This window comes from Shimia aestuarii, from assembly GCF_900114635.1.
Lineage (GTDB): Bacteria > Pseudomonadota > Alphaproteobacteria > Rhodobacterales > Rhodobacteraceae > Shimia > Shimia aestuarii.
Map to the genome: position 1 here is coordinate 1,369,418 of NZ_FOTQ01000001.1, position 20,296 is coordinate 1,389,713.

At 58.5% G+C, this 20,296-nt stretch carries 25 protein-coding genes; 15 read left to right on the forward strand and 10 right to left on the reverse strand.

Annotated features, from left to right (window positions below):
• Positions 1–4: 4 nt before the first annotated feature.
• A complete protein-coding gene (locus BMZ35_RS06735; protein WP_165610023.1) occupies positions 5–1,459 on the reverse strand; it encodes a flagellar hook-length control protein FliK in 1,455 nt (484 codons plus the stop codon).
• A gap of 62 nt (positions 1,460–1,521) precedes the next feature.
• Here BMZ35_RS06735 and BMZ35_RS06740 point away from each other — a divergent pair, with 62 nt between their 5' ends.
• The 6 genes from BMZ35_RS06740 (at position 1,522) to BMZ35_RS06765 (ending at position 5,367) form a co-directional block, all read left to right on the forward strand.
• Positions 1,522–1,971 (forward strand): rod-binding protein, encoded by a 450-nt coding sequence (locus tag BMZ35_RS06740; RefSeq protein ID WP_423227748.1) that lies wholly within the window; start codon positions 1,522–1,524, stop codon positions 1,969–1,971.
• On the forward strand, positions 1,940–2,296 hold the full coding sequence (flgN, locus tag BMZ35_RS06745; protein ID WP_093092053.1) for a flagellar export chaperone FlgN: 357 nt from the start codon (positions 1,940–1,942) through the stop codon (positions 2,294–2,296). The genes BMZ35_RS06740 and flgN overlap by 32 nt, the downstream gene beginning before the upstream one ends.
• 206 nt (positions 2,297–2,502) lie before the next feature.
• Positions 2,503–3,729 (forward strand): flagellin, encoded by a 1,227-nt coding sequence (locus BMZ35_RS06750; RefSeq protein ID WP_093092055.1) that lies wholly within the window; start codon positions 2,503–2,505, stop codon positions 3,727–3,729.
• Between the two features lie 71 nt (positions 3,730–3,800).
• Entirely contained in the window at positions 3,801–4,178 is a 378-nt protein-coding gene (gene flaF, locus BMZ35_RS06755) for a flagellar biosynthesis regulator FlaF (RefSeq protein ID WP_093092057.1), read from the forward strand.
• Complete coding sequence (gene flbT / locus BMZ35_RS06760; protein WP_093092059.1) at positions 4,175–4,582, forward strand: flagellar biosynthesis repressor FlbT; 408 nt, start codon at positions 4,175–4,177, stop codon at positions 4,580–4,582. The genes flaF and flbT overlap by 4 nt, the downstream gene beginning before the upstream one ends.
• Positions 4,579–5,367, forward strand: a complete 789-nt coding sequence (locus tag BMZ35_RS06765) for a DUF1217 domain-containing protein (RefSeq protein WP_093092060.1) — start codon at positions 4,579–4,581, stop codon at positions 5,365–5,367. The genes flbT and BMZ35_RS06765 overlap by 4 nt, the downstream gene beginning before the upstream one ends.
• A 3-nt stretch (positions 5,368–5,370) precedes the next feature.
• Here BMZ35_RS06765 and BMZ35_RS06770 read toward each other — a convergent pair whose 3' ends face one another.
• Positions 5,371–6,714 (reverse strand): FliI/YscN family ATPase, encoded by a 1,344-nt coding sequence (locus BMZ35_RS06770; protein ID WP_093092062.1) that lies wholly within the window; start codon positions 6,712–6,714, stop codon positions 5,371–5,373.
• A gap of 85 nt (positions 6,715–6,799) precedes the next feature.
• Between BMZ35_RS06770 and BMZ35_RS06775 the strand changes: the two genes are divergently transcribed.
• Genes BMZ35_RS06775 through BMZ35_RS06815 form a run of 9 tightly spaced genes read left to right on the forward strand, consistent with a single transcriptional unit; the run spans position 6,800 to position 11,341 of the window.
• Positions 6,800–7,186 carry a FlgB family protein gene (locus tag BMZ35_RS06775; RefSeq protein ID WP_093092064.1) on the forward strand — a complete coding sequence of 129 codons (387 nt, stop codon included), beginning with the start codon at positions 6,800–6,802 and terminating at the stop codon, positions 7,184–7,186.
• A gap of 22 nt (positions 7,187–7,208) precedes the next feature.
• Entirely contained in the window at positions 7,209–7,589 is a 381-nt protein-coding gene (flgC, locus tag BMZ35_RS06780; protein WP_093092065.1) for a flagellar basal body rod protein FlgC, read from the forward strand.
• A 12-nt stretch (positions 7,590–7,601) separates the two neighbouring features.
• On the forward strand, positions 7,602–7,886 hold the full coding sequence (fliE, locus tag BMZ35_RS06785) for a flagellar hook-basal body complex protein FliE (RefSeq protein WP_093092067.1): 285 nt from the start codon (positions 7,602–7,604) through the stop codon (positions 7,884–7,886).
• Entirely contained in the window at positions 7,886–8,155 is a 270-nt protein-coding gene (locus BMZ35_RS06790; RefSeq protein WP_093092069.1) for a flagellar biosynthetic protein FliQ, read from the forward strand. The genes fliE and BMZ35_RS06790 overlap by 1 nt, the downstream gene beginning before the upstream one ends.
• A gap of 2 nt (positions 8,156–8,157) precedes the next feature.
• Positions 8,158–8,871, forward strand: coding sequence for a flagellar hook-basal body complex protein (locus BMZ35_RS06795; protein ID WP_093092071.1), 714 nt, complete (start codon positions 8,158–8,160; stop codon positions 8,869–8,871).
• Between the two features lie 17 nt (positions 8,872–8,888).
• The gene (gene flgG / locus BMZ35_RS06800) at positions 8,889–9,674 is read left to right on the forward strand and encodes a flagellar basal-body rod protein FlgG (protein ID WP_093092073.1); all 786 of its coding nucleotides are present in this window, start codon (positions 8,889–8,891) and stop codon (positions 9,672–9,674) included.
• Positions 9,674–10,093 carry a flagellar basal body P-ring formation chaperone FlgA gene (gene flgA / locus BMZ35_RS06805; protein WP_165610024.1) on the forward strand — a complete coding sequence of 140 codons (420 nt, stop codon included), beginning with the start codon at positions 9,674–9,676 and terminating at the stop codon, positions 10,091–10,093. The genes flgG and flgA overlap by 1 nt, the downstream gene beginning before the upstream one ends.
• Positions 10,094–10,104: 11 nt before the next feature.
• Positions 10,105–10,836, forward strand: a complete 732-nt coding sequence (gene flgH, locus BMZ35_RS06810) for a flagellar basal body L-ring protein FlgH (RefSeq protein ID WP_093092075.1) — start codon at positions 10,105–10,107, stop codon at positions 10,834–10,836.
• Between the two features lie 10 nt (positions 10,837–10,846).
• Complete coding sequence (locus BMZ35_RS06815; protein WP_093092077.1) at positions 10,847–11,341, forward strand: flagellar basal body-associated protein FliL; 495 nt, start codon at positions 10,847–10,849, stop codon at positions 11,339–11,341.
• A gap of 7 nt (positions 11,342–11,348) precedes the next feature.
• Here BMZ35_RS06815 and BMZ35_RS06820 read toward each other — a convergent pair whose 3' ends face one another.
• From BMZ35_RS06820 to BMZ35_RS06855, 8 genes are all read right to left on the reverse strand, one after another.
• Positions 11,349–11,759 (reverse strand): hypothetical protein, encoded by a 411-nt coding sequence (locus BMZ35_RS06820; protein WP_093092079.1) that lies wholly within the window; start codon positions 11,757–11,759, stop codon positions 11,349–11,351.
• Positions 11,756–12,841, reverse strand: coding sequence for an EscU/YscU/HrcU family type III secretion system export apparatus switch protein (locus BMZ35_RS06825; protein ID WP_093092081.1), 1,086 nt, complete (start codon positions 12,839–12,841; stop codon positions 11,756–11,758). The genes BMZ35_RS06820 and BMZ35_RS06825 overlap by 4 nt, the downstream gene beginning before the upstream one ends.
• Positions 12,838–13,608 carry a flagellar biosynthetic protein FliR gene (locus BMZ35_RS06830; RefSeq protein ID WP_093092083.1) on the reverse strand — a complete coding sequence of 257 codons (771 nt, stop codon included), beginning with the start codon at positions 13,606–13,608 and terminating at the stop codon, positions 12,838–12,840. The genes BMZ35_RS06825 and BMZ35_RS06830 overlap by 4 nt, the downstream gene beginning before the upstream one ends.
• Entirely contained in the window at positions 13,605–15,689 is a 2,085-nt protein-coding gene (gene flhA, locus BMZ35_RS06835; RefSeq protein WP_093092085.1) for a flagellar biosynthesis protein FlhA, read from the reverse strand. The genes BMZ35_RS06830 and flhA overlap by 4 nt, the downstream gene beginning before the upstream one ends.
• A gap of 1 nt (position 15,690) precedes the next feature.
• The gene (locus BMZ35_RS06840; protein ID WP_341350625.1) at positions 15,691–16,464 is read right to left on the reverse strand and encodes a transglycosylase SLT domain-containing protein; all 774 of its coding nucleotides are present in this window, start codon (positions 16,462–16,464) and stop codon (positions 15,691–15,693) included.
• A gap of 44 nt (positions 16,465–16,508) precedes the next feature.
• A complete protein-coding gene (locus tag BMZ35_RS06845) occupies positions 16,509–18,668 on the reverse strand; it encodes a hypothetical protein (RefSeq protein WP_131814339.1) in 2,160 nt (719 codons plus the stop codon).
• Positions 18,669–18,772: 104 nt separating this feature from the next.
• The gene (gene motA / locus BMZ35_RS06850; protein ID WP_093092090.1) at positions 18,773–19,642 is read right to left on the reverse strand and encodes a flagellar motor stator protein MotA; all 870 of its coding nucleotides are present in this window, start codon (positions 19,640–19,642) and stop codon (positions 18,773–18,775) included.
• Between the two features lie 58 nt (positions 19,643–19,700).
• Positions 19,701–20,258, reverse strand: coding sequence for a MotE family protein (locus BMZ35_RS06855; protein WP_242654710.1), 558 nt, complete (start codon positions 20,256–20,258; stop codon positions 19,701–19,703).
• Positions 20,259–20,296: the final 38 nt, after the last annotated feature.

Here is a 20,296-nt window from a genome sequence, read left to right on the forward strand (position 1 = left end):
CCTCCTAAAGGCGAATGTCGACGCCCGCTGATGAGAGGGTGAGACGGGTTTCCGAAACGGTCCGCATCTCGGGAGCCTCGCCGGTCGGGGCGTCGTTTATTTCTGGAGAATCCTGTCCCTGCCCGCCGAATGCATTCTGTTCAAAGGTGAAGGAAACATCCTTGTACCCCTGCGCCAACAAATCCTGCCGCAGCATGTCCTGATGACGCCGCAGCAAATCGGATGTGGCGGATGCGTCGGCTTGAATGGTCACAGAAATCGACCCGGCGGTTTCCGCCATCGCCATCCTGATCCGACCAAGCTCGGGCGGATCGAGCGTGATTTCTATCAAGTCCCGCCCGGACGAACCGAGCGCCTCTAGTACCTGGCGCACGATCACCTGCGGCGTTGGCAGAGCCACGCCCGAGGCGCGAAACTGGGACTGGGCCACGGTCTCAGGCGCGAGTGCCGACACAGACTGTGCGAGAGGGGGCGGTGCCTCTTCTGATCCGAAAGCAATCGCAAGCGAATGCGCCTCAGACGGCCCTGTCGATCGGACAAGGGCTTGGCGCAAGGGGGGCAATTCAGTGCGTGTGACAACGCCTGGCGCTGCTGCTTGTTCGCTTGGAATGGTCGCAGAAATCACAGTATGGGCCGTGGCAGAGGGCGATATGGTCTCAAAACGGGTCATTTTTGTCGACGCCCCGCTATCGCCAAGCGCCGACATGGTCGAGGTCAAAAGCTGCGGCGCGGCGACGGTTTGCGACCCTGCCGGAACATCGCCCCGGCTCTTGGCGGCTCCACTCGGCATGTGTGGCTCTGCGCGAACTTCGATATCCTTGTTCCCTTCTGTCGGAGCGGCGTACTCCTCAGGGCGCGTGCCAGCATCCCGTCGCTTGATGTCTTGGCCGCCCTGCGCCACCTGATCGTGGCGCTGCGCTTTTGTCGTTTGCGGATCTGGCACCATCTCACCCGGCTCGGGCGTCGATATCAGCGCAGTTTCTGCGGACCGGAAATCGACGAGTTGCGAAGGTACACGGGGCGGCATGCCCGCTCCGGCCACCGAAGTTGTAGATTCGGGGCGGGGAGTCCCCCCCAGACCTTTCCGATCTGTTGCGGCCACGCGGATGGGGAGAGGTGTCTCCTGCGGAGATAATTCGACGCCATCAGAGGTGTTCTGCTGTGCCACAAATGGCGCGGGTTTCGTACGACCGGAGGTCTCCGGGCCTATGGCGCCGCCCTCCCTCAAATCATCAGGGAGCGTCGCGACATCTTTGACCGGCTTGGACAGAACGCCTGCAATGAAACCCTCTTCACGGTCATCTGCGGACTCGCCCGCAATTATTTTGTGTGTCGATTCCGGGGTGTGCGGTTGCAGCTCGGACGCAGCCTCATCAGTTTCAGAGGTCTCCGCAGTGGTCAGGTCCGCTTCTGAATCGGCAGGCAACACTTCCGATGCCATCTCATCAAAGATGGCCATGAATTGACCGGAACCGGGACCCGGTTCGATCCGGACACAGTCTCCTCTCCCGGTTCCAACACTTGATTGCAGTAATAAGACGGGCGGCGTCTGCATGGACTCTCCGGGATTTCTTCCTCTGGGAACCGCATCATGCCCTTGCTTTCCTTACCAATTCTTTACCGCTTTACGATCTGATCTGGAAAATTCAGATCAATATGGAGTCAATCATGATCACGGCTTTTTCACACAGCCCTCCCCCGCACCCGACCGGTACAAATGAAGGTGCATTGCGGCAGGCCGCACAGGAACTGGAGGTCTCTTTCCTTGCAGAAATGTTGAAATCTGCCGGGTTTGGCAAACCACGGGAAAGCTTTGGCGGCGGCGCTGGTGAAGACCAGTTCGCCTCTTTCCTGCGCAGGGAACACGCGCGCGCAATGGTTCAAGCCGGGGGCATCGGCCTCACCGAATCGTTTTATCAGGCACTGGTGGAGAGGGCAGATGAGCATGTCGGCAACACGGAAGATCTTTGAGACCCTGGATGCGCTTCTGGAAGAAGAGCGCACCGCCCTGATCGAAGGAAACCTTGAAGCACTGCAGCATCTGGTAAAGCGCAAGGAGCTTTTGTTCGACAAGTTGTCCAAGTTGGACGGCAAGCCGGAATCCGAACTGGCAGCGCTGCGGGAAAAGACGTTGCGGAACCAGGCGCTGCTGGACGCGGCGCTTGCCGGTATCAGGTCGGTCGCGGATCGCATCCAGAAACTCGGACGGGTCCGGCAGTCGCTGGATACCTACGATGAAAACGGGCGGCGCCTGTCTGTTTCGACAGTCCGCAGCAAGATCGAGAAAAGGGCCTAGAAACGGATTTGTTTCAAATGCCCGGAAAACGAATTGGCGGGCTTAGCACTCCGTTAGCACATCGAACGACATGGTAGTCCCGCATCCGAAAGGGTGGCACCGATCCCGGCTCGGGACGGTATTCGTCAGAAAGACGGGTCGTGAGCGCCCTTCGGGGCGCACTCTAGCAACCGGCGCAAAGCGCCGAACACTTCAAGGGAAATGCCATGTCCAGCATTCTGACAAACAACAGTGCAATGGTTGCGCTGCAAACTCTGCAATCGGTCAACAAGAATCTCGCGTCCACGCAGTCGCAGATCTCGACCGGCAAACGCGTGGACAGCGCGCGTGACAATTCGGCGATCTGGGCGATCTCCAAGGTCATGGAATCCGACGTCAAGGGCTTCAAGGCGATCTCGGAGAGCCTGTCTCTGGGCCAGTCGACGGTTGCAGTGGCCCGCCAGGCCGCCGAAACCGTGACCGATCTGCTGACCCAGATGAAGGGCAAGATCGTCGCCGCCCAGGAAGACAACGTCGACCGGGCCAAGCTGAACACCGACGTGACCGCGCTCAAGGATCAGATCGCCTCTGTGGTCGGCGCGGCCCAGTTCAATGGGTTGAACCTGGTGGACGGCTCCACCGCGAGCGCCGACATCCTCGCCTCGCTTGACCGGGACAACGCGGGCAATGTGACCGCCTCGTCGATCACCGTGACAGCACAGGACCTGTCGACTGGCGCATATGCCGCGAATGACGTGTTCGCGGCCGGCGGCACGGTCGGTAACGCTACGGTTTCGACGGATGCCGATACCTTTGTCCTGTCGCTCGACCAGGGCGGTGGTTCGGATGACATCGCCATTGCCGACGGTACCACCGCTTGGGCTGCCGGGGACAAGATCACCATGCGAATTGGTGAGCAAACTGCGTCCTATACCGTAACGGCAAACGATCTCCTTGGCGGGACCACGACAGTGGACATGATCGCCGTTGGCATGAAGAACTCGATCGACGCATTGGGAATAAGCGGATTGGAAGTCGACTACGATCCGGGCAACTCCGGCGAACTCGTCTTTACCAACAATGGCTCGATCGACCTGTCCGTGAGCGGCCAGTTCAGCAATGCAGGTTCGGGCGGTCTTGGTGCACTGGCCTCGATCGACGTGAGCACGTCGGGCGGCGCGGCAACCGCACTGGGAACGGTCGAAACGCTGATCGACACGGCCATTGACGCCGCCGCGACATTCGGTTCGGCGCAAGGCCGGGTGGATACCCAAATGGATTTTGTATCCAAGCTGACCGACTCGCTGAAATCCGGCATCGGGTCGATGGTCGACGCCAATATGGAAGAGACCTCTGCGCGTCTGCAGGCGCTGCAGGTCCAGCAGCAGCTGGCAACGCAGTCCCTGTCGATTGCCAACCAGGCTCCACAGTCGATCCTGTCCCTGTTCCGCTAAGGGAACCATGGAGCGCGCCATCGCGCGCTCCATGACACGCTGAACCCGTGTGACCACAGGAAGGACAGAATGTGACTCCGAATACGCTTGCGCAGCGGGGCTATTCCCGCGCTTCCGCGCCGACAAGAACACCCCGCAAACTTGAATATGACGTGATCGCAAGGATCACCCACCGCCTCAAATCCGCCGCTCAGAAGGGGAAACCCGGCTTTGCCGCTCTTGCCGAGGCGGTGCATGAAAACCGGCAACTCTGGACGCTGCTGGCCACCGACGTGGCGGATTCAGACAATGGGCTGCCAGAATCCTTGCGCGCGCAGTTGTTTTATCTTGCGGAATTCACCAATCATCATAGTGGCAAAGTGCTTGCTGGGCGCGCCTCGGTACGGCCATTGCTCGAAATCAACACCGCCATCTTGCGCGGCCTTCGCAGCGGGGAGAAAGCGGCATGAGCGGTCTTGTCCTCAAACTCAGCCCGAAAGAGCGGGTTCTCGTGAACGGCGCCGTTATCGAGAACGGTGATCGACGCAGCCGGTTGTCCATTATGACGCCAAACGCCCATATCCTGCGGTTGCGTGACGCCATCCACCCCTATGAAGCAGATACCCCCGTGAAGCGCGCCTGTTATGCACTGCAACTGGTTCTGTCAGGCGATTCCGATCCCAAGGAGGTCGAGCTCAACCTGCTGCGGCGTATCGAGGAACTGAGCCAGGTCCTGACGGATATCGACAGCCGTCAGCAACTGACGCTGACCACCACGGCCATTCTTGAGGGGCAACATTATCAGGGCCTGAAAGCCTTGCGGGCACTGCTGCCAAGAGAGGAGCGGCTGCTTGCCGCCGCGCGCAGGTCATGAGTTTTCAGCCGGTTGTCGCGGGGAGCGGTTTGGCGGGGTGGGCGTTTCTGAAGCGAACTCTGCCGGCCCAGACCGATACGTTCAACACATCGCCAATGCTTCAGCGCGACACGGCGTATTTTTCTGAAAACATTAGAAAAATCGAGAGCGCAGAACAGTTGGTCGCGGACCGGCGGTTGCTGCGGGTTGCGCTTGGCGCCTTTGGTCTGGATGCAGATATCGACAACCGGTTTTTCATTCAGAAGATCCTGGAGGAAGGCACCCTCAAGAGTGATGCGCTGGCCAACAAGCTTGCCGACTCGCGTTACTCCAAGCTTTCCAAGGCGTTCGGCTTCGGCGATTTCGCGACACCTTCGACCAAGATCTCCGATTTCGGGGAGAAAATCGTCTCGGCCTATCGTGCGCGCCAATTCGAAATCGCGGTTGGAAACCAAGAGGACACGATGCGCCTCGCCATGAACGCGATCCGCGAACTCGAGGAGGTTTCTTCAACAGGACGCAGCGACGATGCCAAGTGGTATTCGGTCATGGGCTCGCCCCCGCTGCGCAAGGTTATGGAAACCGCGCTTGGTCTTCCAGCCTCCTTCGCGCAGCTGGACCTCGACAAGCAGAAGGAGGAATTCCGGGACCGGTTGAACAGCGCCTTCGGGGACGGTGAGATAAGCCAGTTCACATCGGAAGCCGCAAGGGAAAAACTCGTGGAACGGTATCTGGTCATGTCACAGCTGGACACCGGGCAGAGCATGAATGGCGGGCAGATTGCTCTGACCCTGCTGCAGTTCTAGACATCAGGTGCCTTGCGGCATTCCCGCCCCGGCACGCCGTATGATCAGACCCAATTTTGCAAAAGAATCTGTCGTGGTCATGCCCCGCTTTTCGCCGAGAAAGGCGTCCAGCTCTGGCCAGGCCCGAATGGCGTTGTCTAACAATGGATCAGTACCTTCGCTGTAGAGCCCTGCGCGAATCATGGTCGCCGATTGATCGTAGGCCCCCAGAAGTCTCCGCGCTCCGGAGATCAGATCATTTTCTTTTTCCGTCGCTGCAGCAGGCAGGCTTCTTGAGACAGAGCGCAGAAGATCGATCGCCGGGAAACGCCCGCGTTCGGCAATCTTTCGGTCGAGTACCACATGCCCGTCCAGAACACCCCGGAGAATGTCGGCAATCGGCTCTTCCATATCCGACCCGGCGACCAGAACGCTGAAGATACCGGTGATATCCCCCTGCCCCATCTGTCCGGGGCCGGCGCGTTCACATAAGGACATGATCAGGTGCGAGGTGGAAGGTGGGTACCCCCGCAATGCCGGCATCTCGCCCGCAGCAACGGCAACCTCGCGGTGGGCTTCGGCAAAACGGGTGATCGAGTCCGCCAAAAAAAGCACGTGTCGCCCCTGATCTCGAAAATGTTCCGCCACCGCCATGGCCGCCCATGCACAGCGCCGCCGCACAAGCGGAGACTGATCCGAGGTCGCGGCGATCACGACAGAATGGGCCAGCCCCTCTTTGCCAAGGACATTTTCGACAAAATCGCGCAATTCGCGCCCGCGTTCCCCAATCAGGGCGATCACCACGACGTCGGCCTGCATCTGTTGTGCAAACCGCCCCATCAGGCTGGATTTTCCAACCCCCGAACCGGCAAAAAGCCCCAGCCGTTGTCCCTGCACGATGGGAAGAAGCGTGTTGAACACCGCCATTCCGGTTTCAAGTCGCCTGCCCATGGCCCGCCGCGCCGCCGGCGGCGGCGGGCTGGCCTTGAGCGGGCGGGGATCCGGCCCGCGCAAGAGAGGCGCACCATCCAGGGGCACGCCATAGGGATCTACAATGCGCCCGATCCACGCATCAGTTGGCGCGATTCCGGTTTGGTGGCGCAAAGCAACCCGATCGCCGATCGAAACCCCGTCCGGTGCGGCATTGGGCAGAACGGTCAATTCTTCCCCGTGAAGCTGGATGACTTCACCGGTGAGCAGAGTGCCATCTCGCAGCCAGACACGCAGAACATCTCCGATGCTGCACGTCGCGCCAAGGCCACGAACGCGCAACAAGTTGCCCTCAACCGCACAAACCCGACCGATCTCCCGCACTGGGCGCGCAAAACGAAGCTCTGCTCCGAGCGAGGCGATATCCAAAGCAGTCATGCGGTCCTCCAATTCATTCCTGAAAACAATTTCTAAAGGAATCAGGGTTAAGCCTTGATTTAAGCTGTTCGAGGGAGAAGCCCCGATGTTCAAATCGCTTGAGGTTTTCAAGATCTCACATGCCATGGCGTCACATGCCGCCAGGCAGCAGGCCGTCGTGGCCCGCAATATCGCCAATGCCGACACCCCCGGTTATGCCGCGCGCGTCCTGCCCGAATTCGAGGACATCGTCGGGCACCATCGATCCACTGCCCGCATGCACACCACGCGGCCCGGGCATTTCGGCAGCACGCTGGAACCAGCCGCCATACGCCCTGAGGATGCAAAAGGGCATACCTCTCCGAATGGCAACGGTGTTTCCCTAGAAGAAGAGATGATCAAGGCCGTGAACGTCAAACGGCAGCATGACCGCGCGCTGGCGATCTACAAGTCGTCGCTGAAGGTCCTGCGCACGTCGCTTGGCCGCCAGTGATCTGAACCAGAAAGGTTGACCCATGAGTGATTTTTCATCCGCACTCTCTGTGACCAGCAGCGGGCTCCGCGCCCAGGCCGCGCGCTTGCGGCACGTTTCGGAAAATATCGCAAATGCCGACACGCCGGGCTACCGTCGCAAGACCGTAGCCTTCGAAATCAACCCGAACGCGCCCGGTGTCAGCGTCGGGCGGGTTCAGCTGGATCAGAAAGATCCCAAGCGCATCTTTGATCCCGCGCACCCGATGGCCGACGAAAGCGGCCATTACCAGGGGTCCAACGTGGACCTGATCCTCGAGATTGCAGACGCCCGAGAGGCGCAGCGCAGCTATGAAGCCAACCTGAAAATGTTCGATCAGACGCGGCAGATGTCCGCCTCTCTGATGGATCTTTTGCGCAGATAAAGGAGAACCAGAATGGATATCCGATCCGTCACGGCCGCCCAGAAATACACGGCCTCCAAACCTGCCACGGAACCACGCCCCGGAGAAGGCGGGGGGACGCTTGCAAGCCTTGGGAAAGATTTTGCCGCGACGCTGCGGGAAGGCGAGCAAGTTGCCATGCAATCCATGACAGGGGACGCTGACCCGCACGCGCTCGTCCAAGCGCTGGCGCAGACCGAACTGGCCGTCGAAACGGCGATAACAGTGCGCAACAAGGTTGTCGAAGCCTACCAGGAAATCCTGCGAATGCCGGTCTGATGCTGGACGAAGCCCTTTTCTTTGACACCCTGCGGCAAGGGCTGTGGATCGCGGTGATCATCTCGGTCCCTATCCTCGCCGTGGCGCTTCTGGCCGGTGTGACGGTCGGCCTGTTGCAGGCGCTGACGTCGATCCAGGAAATGACCCTCACCTTCGTGCCCAAGCTGCTGGCCATCGTGATCGTGTTCTGGGCGTCGATGGGGTTCATGAGCCAGACCCTCGTCTCATTCTTTCAGGATCACCTGATCCCCCTGATCATAGGAGGCTGACAATGGACAATGCCGTTTATACCACGCTGACACGCCAGGCCGGGCTGACACGCGAGATGTCCGTTCTAGCCAACAACATCGCCAATGCCTCCACAACCGGGTTTCGTCAGGCTGGCGTGACGTTCACCGAATACATCAAGACCGCGCCAAACACCGAAAGCCTGTCGATGGCGGTCGCCAACCTGCCCAGCATGTCGATGGCACAGGGCACATTGACCCGCACCAGCGGCACGTTTGATTTCGCAATCGAAGGTGACGGGTTTTTCATGGTGGAAACGCCTGATGGAGAACGGCTTACGAGGGCCGGGAGTTTCGCCGCAAATGGCGATGGGGATCTCGTGACGCCGGATGGCTTCAAGGTGCTGGATTCCGGCGAAACCCCGATTTTCATCCCACCCGATGCCAAGGGAATTGACATGGCCTCCGACGGTACCCTGTCGGTCGGCGGTCAGCCAATCGCCCAGATCGGGGTGTTTTCGCCTGTTGACCCGCTTTCACTCAAGCGCGTGGGCGGCGTGATGTTTGACGCCTCTGGGGACGTCGAGCCCGTTGAAACCAGCCGTGTCGTGCAGGGTTTTCTGGAAAGCTCGAACGTGGACACCATTGGTCAGCTGTCCCGCATGATCGAAGTGCAGCGCGCCTATGAAATGGGTCAGAGCTTTCTTGACGCAGAGAACGAACGCATTCGCTCGGCTCTCAAAACTTTCATTCGCTAACATCAAGGAGAACGCCGATGCGTGCCCTGAAAATCGCCGCCACCGGTATGAGCGCCCAGCAATTGCGGGTCGAAACCATCTCGAACAACCTCGCCAACATGTCGACCACCGGATACAACGCGCGGCGCGCGGAATTCGCTGACCTGCACTATCAACAGGTGTCGCGGGCAGGTGCGATCAGCGCGTCGGACGGTTCGGTTTTGCCGACCGGGGTTCAGGTCGGGCTGGGTGTCCGCCCCGCCGCCATCAATGTCCATCTTTCCCAAGGGTCGCTGTCGCAAACGGGCGGCGATCTTGATCTTGCGATCGAAGGACTCGGGTATCTTGAGGTTGAGCTGCCATCCGGACAATCGGGCTATACACGTGACGGGGCGCTCAAGCGAAGTGCCGACGGGTTGATCGTCACATCCGATGGCTTCGGCGTTTCGCCGGAAATCACCATCCCTGCCGACGCGCGCAGCATCTCGATCAATCCCGACGGAGAGGTCTATGCCTATTTCGACGAATCCGCCGAAGCACAGCTTCTCGGTCAATTCACCCTGACCAGTTTCGCCAACGCCAAGGGACTCGAAGCGATTGGAAGCAACATGTTTCTTGAAACTGAGGCCTCTGGCGCGCCAATTCTGGGCAACCCGGGCGAGGATGGACTCGGCGTTCTGCGCCAGGGGTATCTTGAGGACAGCTCGGTTGATGCCGTGCGGGAAGTCACCGAGCTGATCGAAGCCCAGCGTGGATACGAACTCAACGCCAAGGTCATTTCCGCCGCGGATCAGATGATGGCTGCCACAACCCAGGTGCGGTGATGCGTTTTCTCTGCATGACACTGGCGTTGCTGTTGGCTCAAATGGCGCAAGCGGACATGGTTGTGGCCACGCAAACCATCCGCGCCACGTCGATCATCCCGGCCAAAGCAGTTGCCCTCAGGGATGGAACAACACCGGGCGTGCACTCAAACCTTTCCGAAGTCATCGGCTTCGAAGCCCGAACGACCATCTATGCCGGGCGCCCTGTGCGTCTGGCAGATGTGGGAACACCCGCCCTGATCGAACGCAACCAGATCGTCGTGGTGACTTTCGTCACGCACGGCCTGACCATCCGGGCCGAGGGGCGGTCGCTGTCTCGTGCGGGCGTAGGCGAACGCGCCCGCGTCATGAACCTATCTTCGCGAAATACTGTGAGCGGCACAGTGATGCCAGATGGCTCGGTAAGCGTTTCAAATTGAAAGGAAACTTCATGAAAGCCCAGATTTATCTGACGCTCGTGGCCGGCCTCACGCTTGCCGCATGTGCCCGCCTTGATCATGTCGGCAAGGCTCCGAGTTTCACACCGACCGTCAACAACCAGGAACACTATGCGATGATGAACCCACCGCTTCCGCCAACGCTTTTGCAGAAGCGGCGAACCGAAGAAGCGTCACTTTGGAGCCGGAACCGGCAATCCCTGCTCGGAGACCGTCGCGCCATGCGCCGCGGGGACATCATGACGGTCGTCATCGAGATCGACGAAGAGGCCAAAATCAACAACGAAACCTCTCGCAGCAGAAGCGGGTCAGAACACCTTGGTGTACCGCACCTGCTTGGATTACCTCAAAGGCTAACGCCGGAACTCCCTGCCGGCGCCTCAACCAACCCCGCCGTTTCGCTGGATTCGACCAGCAACAGCACCGGCGACGGGTCCGTGCGCCGGAGCGAGGAGCTCACCTTACGGGTCGCGGCCACGGTGGTGGATGTTCTGCCAAACGGGATTTTGGCGATCGAGGGCAGCCAGGAACTGCGCGTGAATTTCGAACTTCGGGAACTGCTGGTTTCCGGTTTCGTGCGGCCCGAGGATATCTCGAGACAGAACGAAATCACCTATGACAAGATCGCCTCGGCGCGTGTGTCCTATGGTGGAAGAGGTCAGATCACGGACGTGCAACAACCGCGGTACGGCCAACAGATTCTTGACGTGATCATGCCGTTCTGAGGAGGCGCGAATGAAAAAGCTCCTTCCTGTGCTGCTGGCACTTATCGGGATTGGCGCCGGGATTGGCGCCGGCCTTTTCCTGCGCCCCGAACCTGCCACCGAAGAGGCCGCTGTGCCATGCGTTGCCGATCATGCGACACCCGTGACCACCGAGAGCGTTCCCGAACCGGTCGAGGCGTCGACAAGGGAATATGTCAAACTGACCAACCAGTTCGTCGTGCCGGTGGTTGTCGACGAAATGGTTACGTCGCTTGTTCTTGTTTCCCTGTCATTGGAGGTCGGCGCGGGCGACCGCGAGGCGATTTTCGCGCAGGAGCCAAAACTGCGAGACGCGCTTTTGCAGGTCATGTTCGATCACGCCAACGCGGGCGGGTTCAAGGGGGCTTTCACCAATTCGAGCAAGCTTGACATTCTGCGCAACACGCTCAGCGATGTCGCCCGGTCCGTCTCGGGCAACCGTGTGTCCAGCGTGTTGATTGTTGATATAGCGCGCCAGGATGTGTGACCAAACCTCAGCCGAGTAACCTCACCTGCATGGCTGCCTCCAATGCGGCGGCCTCTCGGCTTTTGCGCCGTGACAGTCTCTGTTCTGACAAGAGTTTCCCCAAAACGTCCGCCTTGCCAAAGGCCCCCTGCACCTCTGTCATGGCGGTTTCTCTGACCACGAGTAGCCGCGCCAATTGAAGATTGAGCACCGCCCGTCTATTCCCAACCCAGCTATTCCAAGCCTGATCGCCGCGAACCGCCCTGAACGCGCTGTCGGCGATCAATGCGCCACGCCCGATTTCCTGATCGCGCGTCAAATTGGCGAGCAGGTCCCGCAGGCGCCTTTCTTCGGCCGTGATCGCCGCCAGTTTTGCCTGTGAAGCGTCGTACTTCGCCTGAGCCACTTCATGCAGTTGCGCGAGTTGTTCTTCCTTCATAGCTGCGACCTCATCTTCATGCGCATCGCTTCGGCAAACCGGATCGCCGTGGCCACCGGCCGATAGAGTTCACCCGGAATTTCCTGACCAATATCCACCGTGGCAAAAAGGGCGCGCGCTGTCGGGGGATCGCTTCTGATCGGAACGGCCGCCGCCTGTGCTGCGTCACGGATACGGCGCGCGATTTCATCGGTTCCCTTGGCCACGCAAATTGGCGCTTCGCCGGGTTTTCGACTCCATTTCAGCGCCACAGCGTAGTGGGTCGGGTTCACGATCACCACGTCCGCACTCGGGACATCTGCCAACATCTGGTTGCTTGCGATTGCCTGTGCCTTCTGCCGACGGCTCTGTTTGATGTAGGGATCCCCCTCAGCCTCCTTGCTTTCGTCCATCATTTCCTTGCGCGTCATCATGTTCTTGCGGATGTGCTCCTGGCGTTGCCAGAGATAATCGATCACGCCCAAAACGGACGCCACCAGCGTAACCACCAGAAGAAGGCTTATCAGCAACTCTGCCAGCATCGCTGCCGCCATTGCCGGGTCGGCCAGAACCGTGCTCGCCATCTTGTCGAGGTTGGCACGCAGGAAAAAACCAAGGCAAATCGAATAAATCAGAAGCTTGGCAAACCCTTTTGCGAACTCGAAGAGTCCGCCCCTGCCAAATTTGTTCCGTGCGTTCTGCACAAGACTGATGCGGTTTGGTTTCATGGCGAGTTTTGACGGGGTGAAAAGAATAGCGCGCTGCGCGAACAGGCTGAGCAAAACAGCAGTTGCAGGCAAAACGAACAGCGGCGAAAGCGACCAGAGCAGATTCTTCAGGATCCCGCCAAAGACCGTCGCGGGGTGGCCTTCGAAGACAAGCGGCGCAATATTGTGAGCCTGATCCAAAAGCACGGTCAAAGCCTCGCCCGTATGTGCGACTGCGGCAACACCAAGGACTGACAGGGTGAAAAACATGCCCGCATATCCTGCAGCCACGGAAAAATCAGCAGATTTGGCGATCTCGCCCTTCCTGCGGGCCTCCTCAAGCTTGCGCGGCGTCGGTTCAAAAGACTTTTCGCTGTCGTCGTCCTGTCCGCTCATGGCGCCATCCCCGGAGTGGCAAGAAAGTCTTCGAGCGCCGCCAGCCACACGGACAGGAGAACCGGCGACAAAAGGGCCAGCAACGCCAGGCCACCCGCCGTGATCGCGGGCGCCCCGATGAACGCCACCATCAGTTGGGGCATGGCCCGGTTTATGACGCCCAACGTGATGTTGTAGAGAACCGAGACAATCACGAATGGAGCCGCGAGACGAAACGCCATAGCGAAGGCGCTGGACACCTGCGCTAGCCCCCACTGAGACAGGACCGTCGCAGGCGGCATTTTCCCGAATGCCAACACGTCATAGGACGCTACAAAATAGGCGGCAATCCGTACGTGCAGTCCCGTCGTGACAGCCAGCGCCAGGCCGGACACCACCAAGACATGTCCAATCGCCGGCAATGGCTCCCCTCCAGTGTTGCCGAGCAGCTGCGACAAAGAAGTGGACTGGGCGGCAATGGCGCCCGCTGTCTGCAGAACAAAAACAAACATGCGTACTGCAACGCCGAGCAACAGCCCGTTCAGGGTTTCCGCCACAATCAGCACAATCAAAGCGGACAAATCGAGGAACTCGACGCTGATTGGCACGGTCGGCGCCACGATCCCGGTGAACGCGACGGAGATGCCCAGTTTCACGCGCGCCGGCACAGACATTTCTCCAAAAGCAGGCAAAATGGAAACCGCTGCTGCCAGTCTCAAGAACACGAGAAAGCCGTGAATGGCTAGGTCCTGAGAGAGGTTCAGAAACGCCTGTGCCTGCCCAATCATGCGGCAACCAACCCAACCAGGGATGGCCGTGCCTCAAGGCCAATTTCCTCAAAAGACAGAACCGGGTTTCTAATACCTTTTGCGAACAACACGGTTCGCAGGAACCGTCGTCGGCGCGTTGAGGTAACAACGGCGGGAATCAGACCCTGTTCCCCTGCATCCGTGATGCGGTCGGAAATGGACTGCGCCAGCTTGTTGAAGATGTCGGGGGGCAACGCCACGTCCAACCCGCCGCCTTCACGGTCGATCTGGTAATTTGCGAACGTGTCTTCCCATTCCGGAGCCAGTTGAACGAGCGGGATCGTGCCGTCTTCACGTTTCATCTCGGAAACCAACTGAAAACCTAGCCTTTGCCGCACGTGTTCGCAAATCGCCTCGGGTAGAACATGCACCTGCCGCGCCTCGGCCACGGCCTCCAGAATCAGGGGCATGTTGCGGATGGATACCTGTTCTTCCAGAAGCAAGCGCAATACCCGGTGCAGCAAATCCAGCGGCACCTTCTCCGGAATGAGTTGATCCAACATCTTCCGGTTTGCTTCGGCACGTGCAGGATCGCTCAGATTAACCATCTCATCCAGGATACGCCGCAGAGATTTCAGGGTCAGAAGCCGGTTTAGATTATCCTTGGTTGTCTCGAGAAGATGCGTTGCCAGCACTTCTCCTGGGGCCACGATCGTCGCACCGGACAGGGCCGCCTTTTCCTGATCCCGCAAATCGATCCATCGTGCAGGCGCGCCATAGACCGGCTCGCTAACATCCTGTCCGTCCGGCAATTCATCCGGCGCTTCCGAAATCAGAACCAAGGCCTTGGCCGGTTTAAGCTCCGCCCGGGCCTGGACGACACCCTGCACCCGAATAACGTAGGTTCCCGGAGGCAAAGAAGGCGCGTCGGTCAAACGAATTTCGGGCATTATCAGCCCATAGGTCGCAGCAATGTGGGTCCGCATATTCGCGATGCGGGCGTCGAGCCCCGTTCCTGTATCCAGAACAAGGTTGACAAGATCAGGGGAGAATTCGACGTGAATGTCATCAAGATCAAGAATATCCCCAATGGGCTTTTCCCGTGGACCTTCGGGCAGTGAGGGGACGTTGTCGCTTGTGTCGTCAGACGTCTTGTTGCGGTGCAGATAGAATGCCGCTCCTCCCAGGATCGCCGCCCCGAAGATGAATGGCAAGAACGGCAGCCCGGGAACAAGGGCGAACAACACCATCAAAACGGAAACCGCGACCAGTGCCGGGGGATAATTGCCCAGTTGGCGCACAAGAGTCAGGTCGGTCGATCCAGTGGCCCCGCCCCGGGCCAAAAGCAATGCAGACGCGATCGAAATGATCACGGCAGGAATCTGTGTGACGAGCCCGTCGCCAACCGTCAAAATTGCATATGTTTCAAATGCCTGGCCCATTGGCATGCCATGCACCGCGACACCCATGATAAGCCCCATTACCAAATTCATCATGGTGATCAGAAGACCGGCAATGGCATCGCCTTTGACGAATTTCGAGGCACCATCAAGCGAACCGAAAAACGTGGTTTCCTGTTGCTCGCGTTCTCGCCTGGCCTTGGCTTCTCCATGGTCGATGGCCCCCGCCGACATGTCACTGTCAATCGCCAGCTGTTTGCCCGGCATGCCGTCCAAGGCAAACCTTGCCCCAACTTCGGCCATTCGGGCCGCACCCTTGGTGATCACCATGAAATTGACGATCAGCAACACCCCGAAGACCACCAGTCCGAGAAAGACGCTTCCCCCCATGACGAAGTTTGCAAACCCTTCGATCACGTCACCTGCAGCGCGCGTTCCGGTATGACCCTGACCGATAATCAGCTTTGTTGACGACACATTAAGCGACAGGCGCAGCATCAATGAGGCCAGTAGCACCGTTGGGAAAGCCGAGAAATCCAAGGGTCGCTCGATGAAAAGCGTCACCGTGAAAATGAGAATTGCCAAGGCAAAGGACCCGGCAAGACCAACGTCAAGCACCCAGGCCGGCACGGGCAAGATCATCATCACGATGATTGCCATCAATGCCAGGGCCAGCAAAATGGTTGGACTGAACAGAAGGCGCAGGTTTTCACGACTCATGTTATCCGCCTCTCTGGATGAACGGACGTGTGCTGGCTTGCCTCAAAGGCACAAGCGACCCTGGCGTGGTGCGGTTGTTGCCCTTTACCAGAAACGGAAAATGATTTTCGCTTGAAGTCGTCTTCGGCAGATTGGCCTTTGATCGCAGCGCATGCTGTTCACCGGCTCCGCCTTCAGAGAGTCCGGCAAAAATGCGATTGAACCGCGTTTCATACTTCGTCGCATATTCCGGCGTGCGGGAGTGATAAGCCGCAGCTGCCTTGGACCAATCGCCCGTTTCAAGGTGGAGGCGGGACAGGAATCCAGCGGCGTAACGTGCATTCTCAATCGGGTCGAACATGGCGGTGATCGAAGTGAAGTGTTCGCCATGCCAACGGTGGTTGATCTGGAAACAACCGATGTCAAAGCTGCGAGCACCCTGCTCAAAACGCAGTTCGGCATATGCGCGCGCCTTTTGGCGGGTGTCGAACCAAATACCCTTACCTTCCATGTTGACGGTCCACGGCCAGGGCGAAAGTCGGCCATCACTTTTGCGCCCCGTTTCCGTACGGGTAATCGCGAGCATCACGTTCTCTGGAACACCCATTTCCATGGCAGCAAGGCGCGCGGCCCGGTCACACAAAGCAGAGTCTGATGCCTCTTGTGCAGCGGCTTCCATGGACCAAAAGCTACCCAAAAAGATCCAGAAGTATGCCAACAACCGGATTCTGGTTCCAACTATGGAACGGGTGGACCGACACATTCTTCCTGCCAATTTCATGATCGCCTTTTGCATATCAATGGAAAGGCTAGTGGGAATGTCTTGAGATTCGGTAAGCGTCAGCTGCCTTCGGCCTGAGAAGCGGGGTGCATTTCCAGCAGCTCTCCAATCACGCTTCGGACATCGACACTTTCGTCAAGCAGAGCGCGATTTCTTGAAAGAATTCCATTTGTCAATGGCTCGACGCCGTCATGCGAAACGACTGGCTCGATCGGTTCACCATTCAAGAGCGCCAGTTTTTGATAAGACTCTGTCTCTGCCAGCGCCTGCCAATCGCCTCCAAGCCACGCCTGTTCCGTTGCGGCAGGAATGTCACCAATCGCCTGGAGCAAGGCAGCCGCTTTGGAATGATCTCCCGCCGCGGCCCGCGCCGCCGCGCGAAGTTCATCAGCGTCCCGACCGCTGAGTCCGAGGATTTCTGCCTCGGCCCGGCGCGGCAAACCTTCGTCCAAGGCAATACGTGCCATTATCAGGCGCCGGCGATCAGATTTCATGCCTGGCAAAGCGGCTTGCAGCTGTTGCCGAGCCTCCCGCAGGAACCCGCGATCCACCAGTCTTTCCGCGACCAAAACCGCGACCGGCTCGGAGAACATACCCGGCGCAACCAGCCCACGACCAACACTCAGTTCTAGAAATTCAAAGTCATCCGCATGTGCTACCAGGCTCCGGCCCAACATATCACGCAAATCAGAAACGGTATTTGCATCATCCAGTTTCTCAATTTCTTCCAGCAGATCCAATGCCGAGCCGTGTTCCCGCGCTTGCAACCGTGCCAGATAATGCGCGCGCCTCAGCTTTGGACCATAGGGCGTATGCTTGTGCTCAACAGCGAACGCGCCAACGAGGGCAATGGTATCACTGGTCGGCGCCAGATCTTGCCTAACGTGGAGGTCTATCAAATCAACAATTGCGTCCAATGACATTTCCGAGTTGTTATCAACAACCTCCCTCAATTTTTCGTTGGCTGTGTCGTGATCGCCTTTGGCACTCGCCAATTTCGCCTGTGCAACACCAAAATCAGGTGGCTTGGGGCCGTTGAGACGTTCAACAGCATTGAGAACAAGTTCTGCCGCTTCGATATGTCCCTGTCGATTAAGCGCGGCACTCAGACGCCCGCCAAGGTGTTCGCGCAGATGCCGAGGCATGTTGTTGAAAGTGTTCACGACACTGGTCACGACATGTTCCTCGCTGAGGCGCGCGCCAGACAAAAGCGCCCACAAGGCGGAAGGCCCGGCGCACTCAGCCTGCTCTTGAAAAACCTTGGTCTGCGGCGGCAATCCTTCAACCAGATAGGACATTTCCAGCAATACCAAGGCATCATCAACTGCCGCCATGTTCAGGATTTGCCGGGCCTCCACACCGAACGTGAAATGGACGTACAAACGCGCCAGCTCTTGGGCGGCGGAAAGGTTGATCGCGTCAAATTCTCCGTAAAGTTTGCCCCGCAGCGCTGCGACCTGCGCGTCAATAGTACGGTCGTCGGCCCATGCTCCGATGTCCAAAGCGTCTTCCGGGAGACATCTGCTACCCGGCACCAGCGCCCTGGACAAACCCTCTTGCAGAGTAAGGAACTCGTCCATGGCATTGTGGGCCGCCATGTTGCCCTTTCCGCCAGTCCTGTCGGGATTCCGTTCAGTTGTTTCCTGAAGAAAAGAAGCCGACTCGGGCTTCTGCGAAGCCCTCTGTGGCAAAACCTGCACCGGCTCCAACAGCGATTGCGTCGCCGCGCGCCCGATCTGTTCAAACAGTTCGGATTGTGCAGTTGCGAGCGCTTTCTGCTTGTCAACGGCACTTTCCGGAGCCGTCGCAGCCTCCACGATATCGGATATTCGCTCTTTCGCTTCTACTTTCGAAGGATAAGTGGGCATGCCACCGCCAGTTTCCGCAAAGCGGAACCTGCGGGTAACCTCCATTTCAATCGGATCCAGTTCAAAGACAAAGCGGTCTGGCCTGATGTTGGTTTTCGCGACACGATCACGAATGTCGAAAACGACGTAGCGGTCTTTTAGAATGCGGGTTTTGATCTGGCATCTGCAATTCAGAACCAGTCGAATCTGACCCTTGGCTTCATCGGCGACGATCTCCTTCAACCTGTCACGGCGAATACGGCCGAACACAGACCCAGCATCAACTTTCAGCGCCGGGTCCGCCACGGTGACAAGATAGGTTTCTCCTGTCCCGGACAATGCCCATTCCGTCGTAGCATCGGGCAGGGTCATCACAAGGCGTGTGAATCCGTCGTGTTCCCCGGACTGAAAGGAAACTTGCCCAGCCCACGCGACGACGGCAGACAGGACATAGAGGAAAAGAGTCGAAAGCCACCTCATGCCGCTTCTTTCTTGACGGATTTCAGCGCCTCTTCCAGATCCGCAAAATCCGGGCGGCAATGGGCAGGTGTGTTCTGGCGGCCAACCTCGATGCAGATATTGGCCGAATGATTGTGAAGATTGGCGACCAGAACCTCACGGATCAGTTGATAGAAATGGCTGTCCTCTTCAATCACGGCCTTGACCTTGGATGCGAAGGGGCCCACCAGACCATAAGCCAAAAAAACGCCCAGAAAGGTGCCAACCAAGGCCCCGCCAATCATTTTTCCGAGGATTTCGGGCGGCTGATCAATCGAACCCATGGTCTTGATCACCCCGAGCACGGCAGCAACGATCCCAAGGGCGGGAAGGCCGTCCGCAACTGTCTGAAGTGCGTGACTGGAATGCATGGCGTGGTGAAAATTCGCCTCCATCCGCTTTTCGAGAACTTCCTCCACCTGATGCGGGTCATCATAATTCATCGACGCCGAGCGCATTGTGTCCGCGATCAGTTCGACGGCTTCCTTGTCGGCCTGAATACGCGGATATCGGGAAAAGATTGCCGAGTCCGCGGGTGCCTCGATGTGCTCTTCGATGGCAACCGGGTTCTGCCGCGCAAGACGGATAAGTTCATAGAGCAGACACAACAGATCACGGTAATCCTCGGGTTTCCACTTGGGGCCTTTAAAAACCTTTCCGATATCCTTCATCGTGTGTTTGACCGCCGACATGTCATTGCTCAGAAGGAACGCTCCCACGGCAGCCCCTCCAATCATGGCCAACTCGAACGGCAGAGCCTTGAGAATGATCGCAAGCTTGCCGCCCGCCGCAATGTAGCCGCCAAAAACCATGACGAAAATGATGGCGATTCCGATGATTCCGATCACGGTGCAACTCCTGACTCAGCTTTGGTCCAGTCTGACCCGCAAGTGGTAAAGAAAGCCCTCACTCCCGGGGGACTTCCGCATTCCGCCCGGCAATAATGACGCTGATCGTATAGGCTGCAGACGGGCTCATGCCCGTCATCACGCCGGCCGCGATTTCCGGGCGCATGCGCCCAATGAAACCGGCTGCAAATTCCGGATCCATTTCCTCGAACAAGGCCGCAGCATCTTTGGGCTTCATCGTTTCGTACACAGTTGTGAGACGAGTCAGATCGTCTTCGGATGCGGTTTCAGCCAAAGCAATCGTTGCCCTTAGCCGCTCCTCTGCCTGCACAAGTGCATCAAGCTTTTGCGACACCTGATCATCGGCGACAGCGAGCGCCTGCATCCTGTTGCGAATATCAGACTCCTGCCGGGCAATCCGTTCTTCACGCGCATCGAACGCCTCCATCAGACGACGCAAGTCTTCGGGCGGTTCGCACACCTGCTCGGGCGCCAGGGGCGTGGTTTCGATGATCGAATGCGATTTCGTACCTGGATCGACCTTCGCAAAGGCTTGCCCGGCCTCGCTGCCGATACGCAGTACGGCCGAGCCGATCAGGAAGCCGGCGATCAACATTAGACTTCCCTTTGCGGGACGTTTTCGGCTTCGACCAC

Excerpts from the sequence above, each read along its gene's own strand:
- BMZ35_RS06795 (WP_093092071.1), top strand. The coding sequence starts at position 8,158 with ATGGACAATGCCGTTTATACCACGCTGACACGCCAGGCCGGGCTGACA.
- flgN (WP_093092053.1), top strand. The coding sequence starts at position 1,940 with ATGAGCATGTCGGCAACACGGAAGATCTTTGAGACCCTGGATGCGCTT.
- BMZ35_RS06855 (WP_242654710.1), bottom strand. The coding sequence starts at position 20,258 with ATGTTGATCGCCGGCTTCCTGATCGGCTCGGCCGTACTGCGTATCGGC.
- BMZ35_RS06765 (WP_093092060.1), top strand. The coding sequence starts at position 4,579 with ATGAGTTTTCAGCCGGTTGTCGCGGGGAGCGGTTTGGCGGGGTGGGCG.
- flbT (WP_093092059.1), top strand. The coding sequence starts at position 4,175 with ATGAGCGGTCTTGTCCTCAAACTCAGCCCGAAAGAGCGGGTTCTCGTG.
- flgA (WP_165610024.1), top strand. The coding sequence starts at position 9,674 with ATGCGTTTTCTCTGCATGACACTGGCGTTGCTGTTGGCTCAAATGGCG.
- BMZ35_RS06775 (WP_093092064.1), top strand. The coding sequence starts at position 6,800 with ATGTTCAAATCGCTTGAGGTTTTCAAGATCTCACATGCCATGGCGTCA.
- flgG (WP_093092073.1), top strand. The coding sequence starts at position 8,889 with ATGCGTGCCCTGAAAATCGCCGCCACCGGTATGAGCGCCCAGCAATTG.
- flgC (WP_093092065.1), top strand. The coding sequence starts at position 7,209 with ATGAGTGATTTTTCATCCGCACTCTCTGTGACCAGCAGCGGGCTCCGC.
- BMZ35_RS06845 (WP_131814339.1), bottom strand. The coding sequence starts at position 18,668 with ATGACCCTGCCCGATGCTACGACGGAATGGGCATTGTCCGGGACAGGA.
- BMZ35_RS06790 (WP_093092069.1), top strand. The coding sequence starts at position 7,886 with ATGCTGGACGAAGCCCTTTTCTTTGACACCCTGCGGCAAGGGCTGTGG.
- BMZ35_RS06750 (WP_093092055.1), top strand. The coding sequence starts at position 2,503 with ATGTCCAGCATTCTGACAAACAACAGTGCAATGGTTGCGCTGCAAACT.
- BMZ35_RS06830 (WP_093092083.1), bottom strand. The coding sequence starts at position 13,608 with ATGATTGGGCAGGCACAGGCGTTTCTGAACCTCTCTCAGGACCTAGCC.
- BMZ35_RS06820 (WP_093092079.1), bottom strand. The coding sequence starts at position 11,759 with ATGAAGGAAGAACAACTCGCGCAACTGCATGAAGTGGCTCAGGCGAAG.
- BMZ35_RS06735 (WP_165610023.1), bottom strand. The coding sequence starts at position 1,459 with ATGGCCATCTTTGATGAGATGGCATCGGAAGTGTTGCCTGCCGATTCA.
- BMZ35_RS06815 (WP_093092077.1), top strand. The coding sequence starts at position 10,847 with ATGAAAAAGCTCCTTCCTGTGCTGCTGGCACTTATCGGGATTGGCGCC.
- fliE (WP_093092067.1), top strand. The coding sequence starts at position 7,602 with ATGGATATCCGATCCGTCACGGCCGCCCAGAAATACACGGCCTCCAAA.
- flhA (WP_093092085.1), bottom strand. The coding sequence starts at position 15,689 with ATGAGTCGTGAAAACCTGCGCCTTCTGTTCAGTCCAACCATTTTGCTG.
- BMZ35_RS06840 (WP_341350625.1), bottom strand. The coding sequence starts at position 16,464 with ATGCAAAAGGCGATCATGAAATTGGCAGGAAGAATGTGTCGGTCCACC.
- BMZ35_RS06770 (WP_093092062.1), bottom strand. The coding sequence starts at position 6,714 with ATGACTGCTTTGGATATCGCCTCGCTCGGAGCAGAGCTTCGTTTTGCG.
- flgH (WP_093092075.1), top strand. The coding sequence starts at position 10,105 with ATGAAAGCCCAGATTTATCTGACGCTCGTGGCCGGCCTCACGCTTGCC.
- BMZ35_RS06825 (WP_093092081.1), bottom strand. The coding sequence starts at position 12,841 with ATGAGCGGACAGGACGACGACAGCGAAAAGTCTTTTGAACCGACGCCG.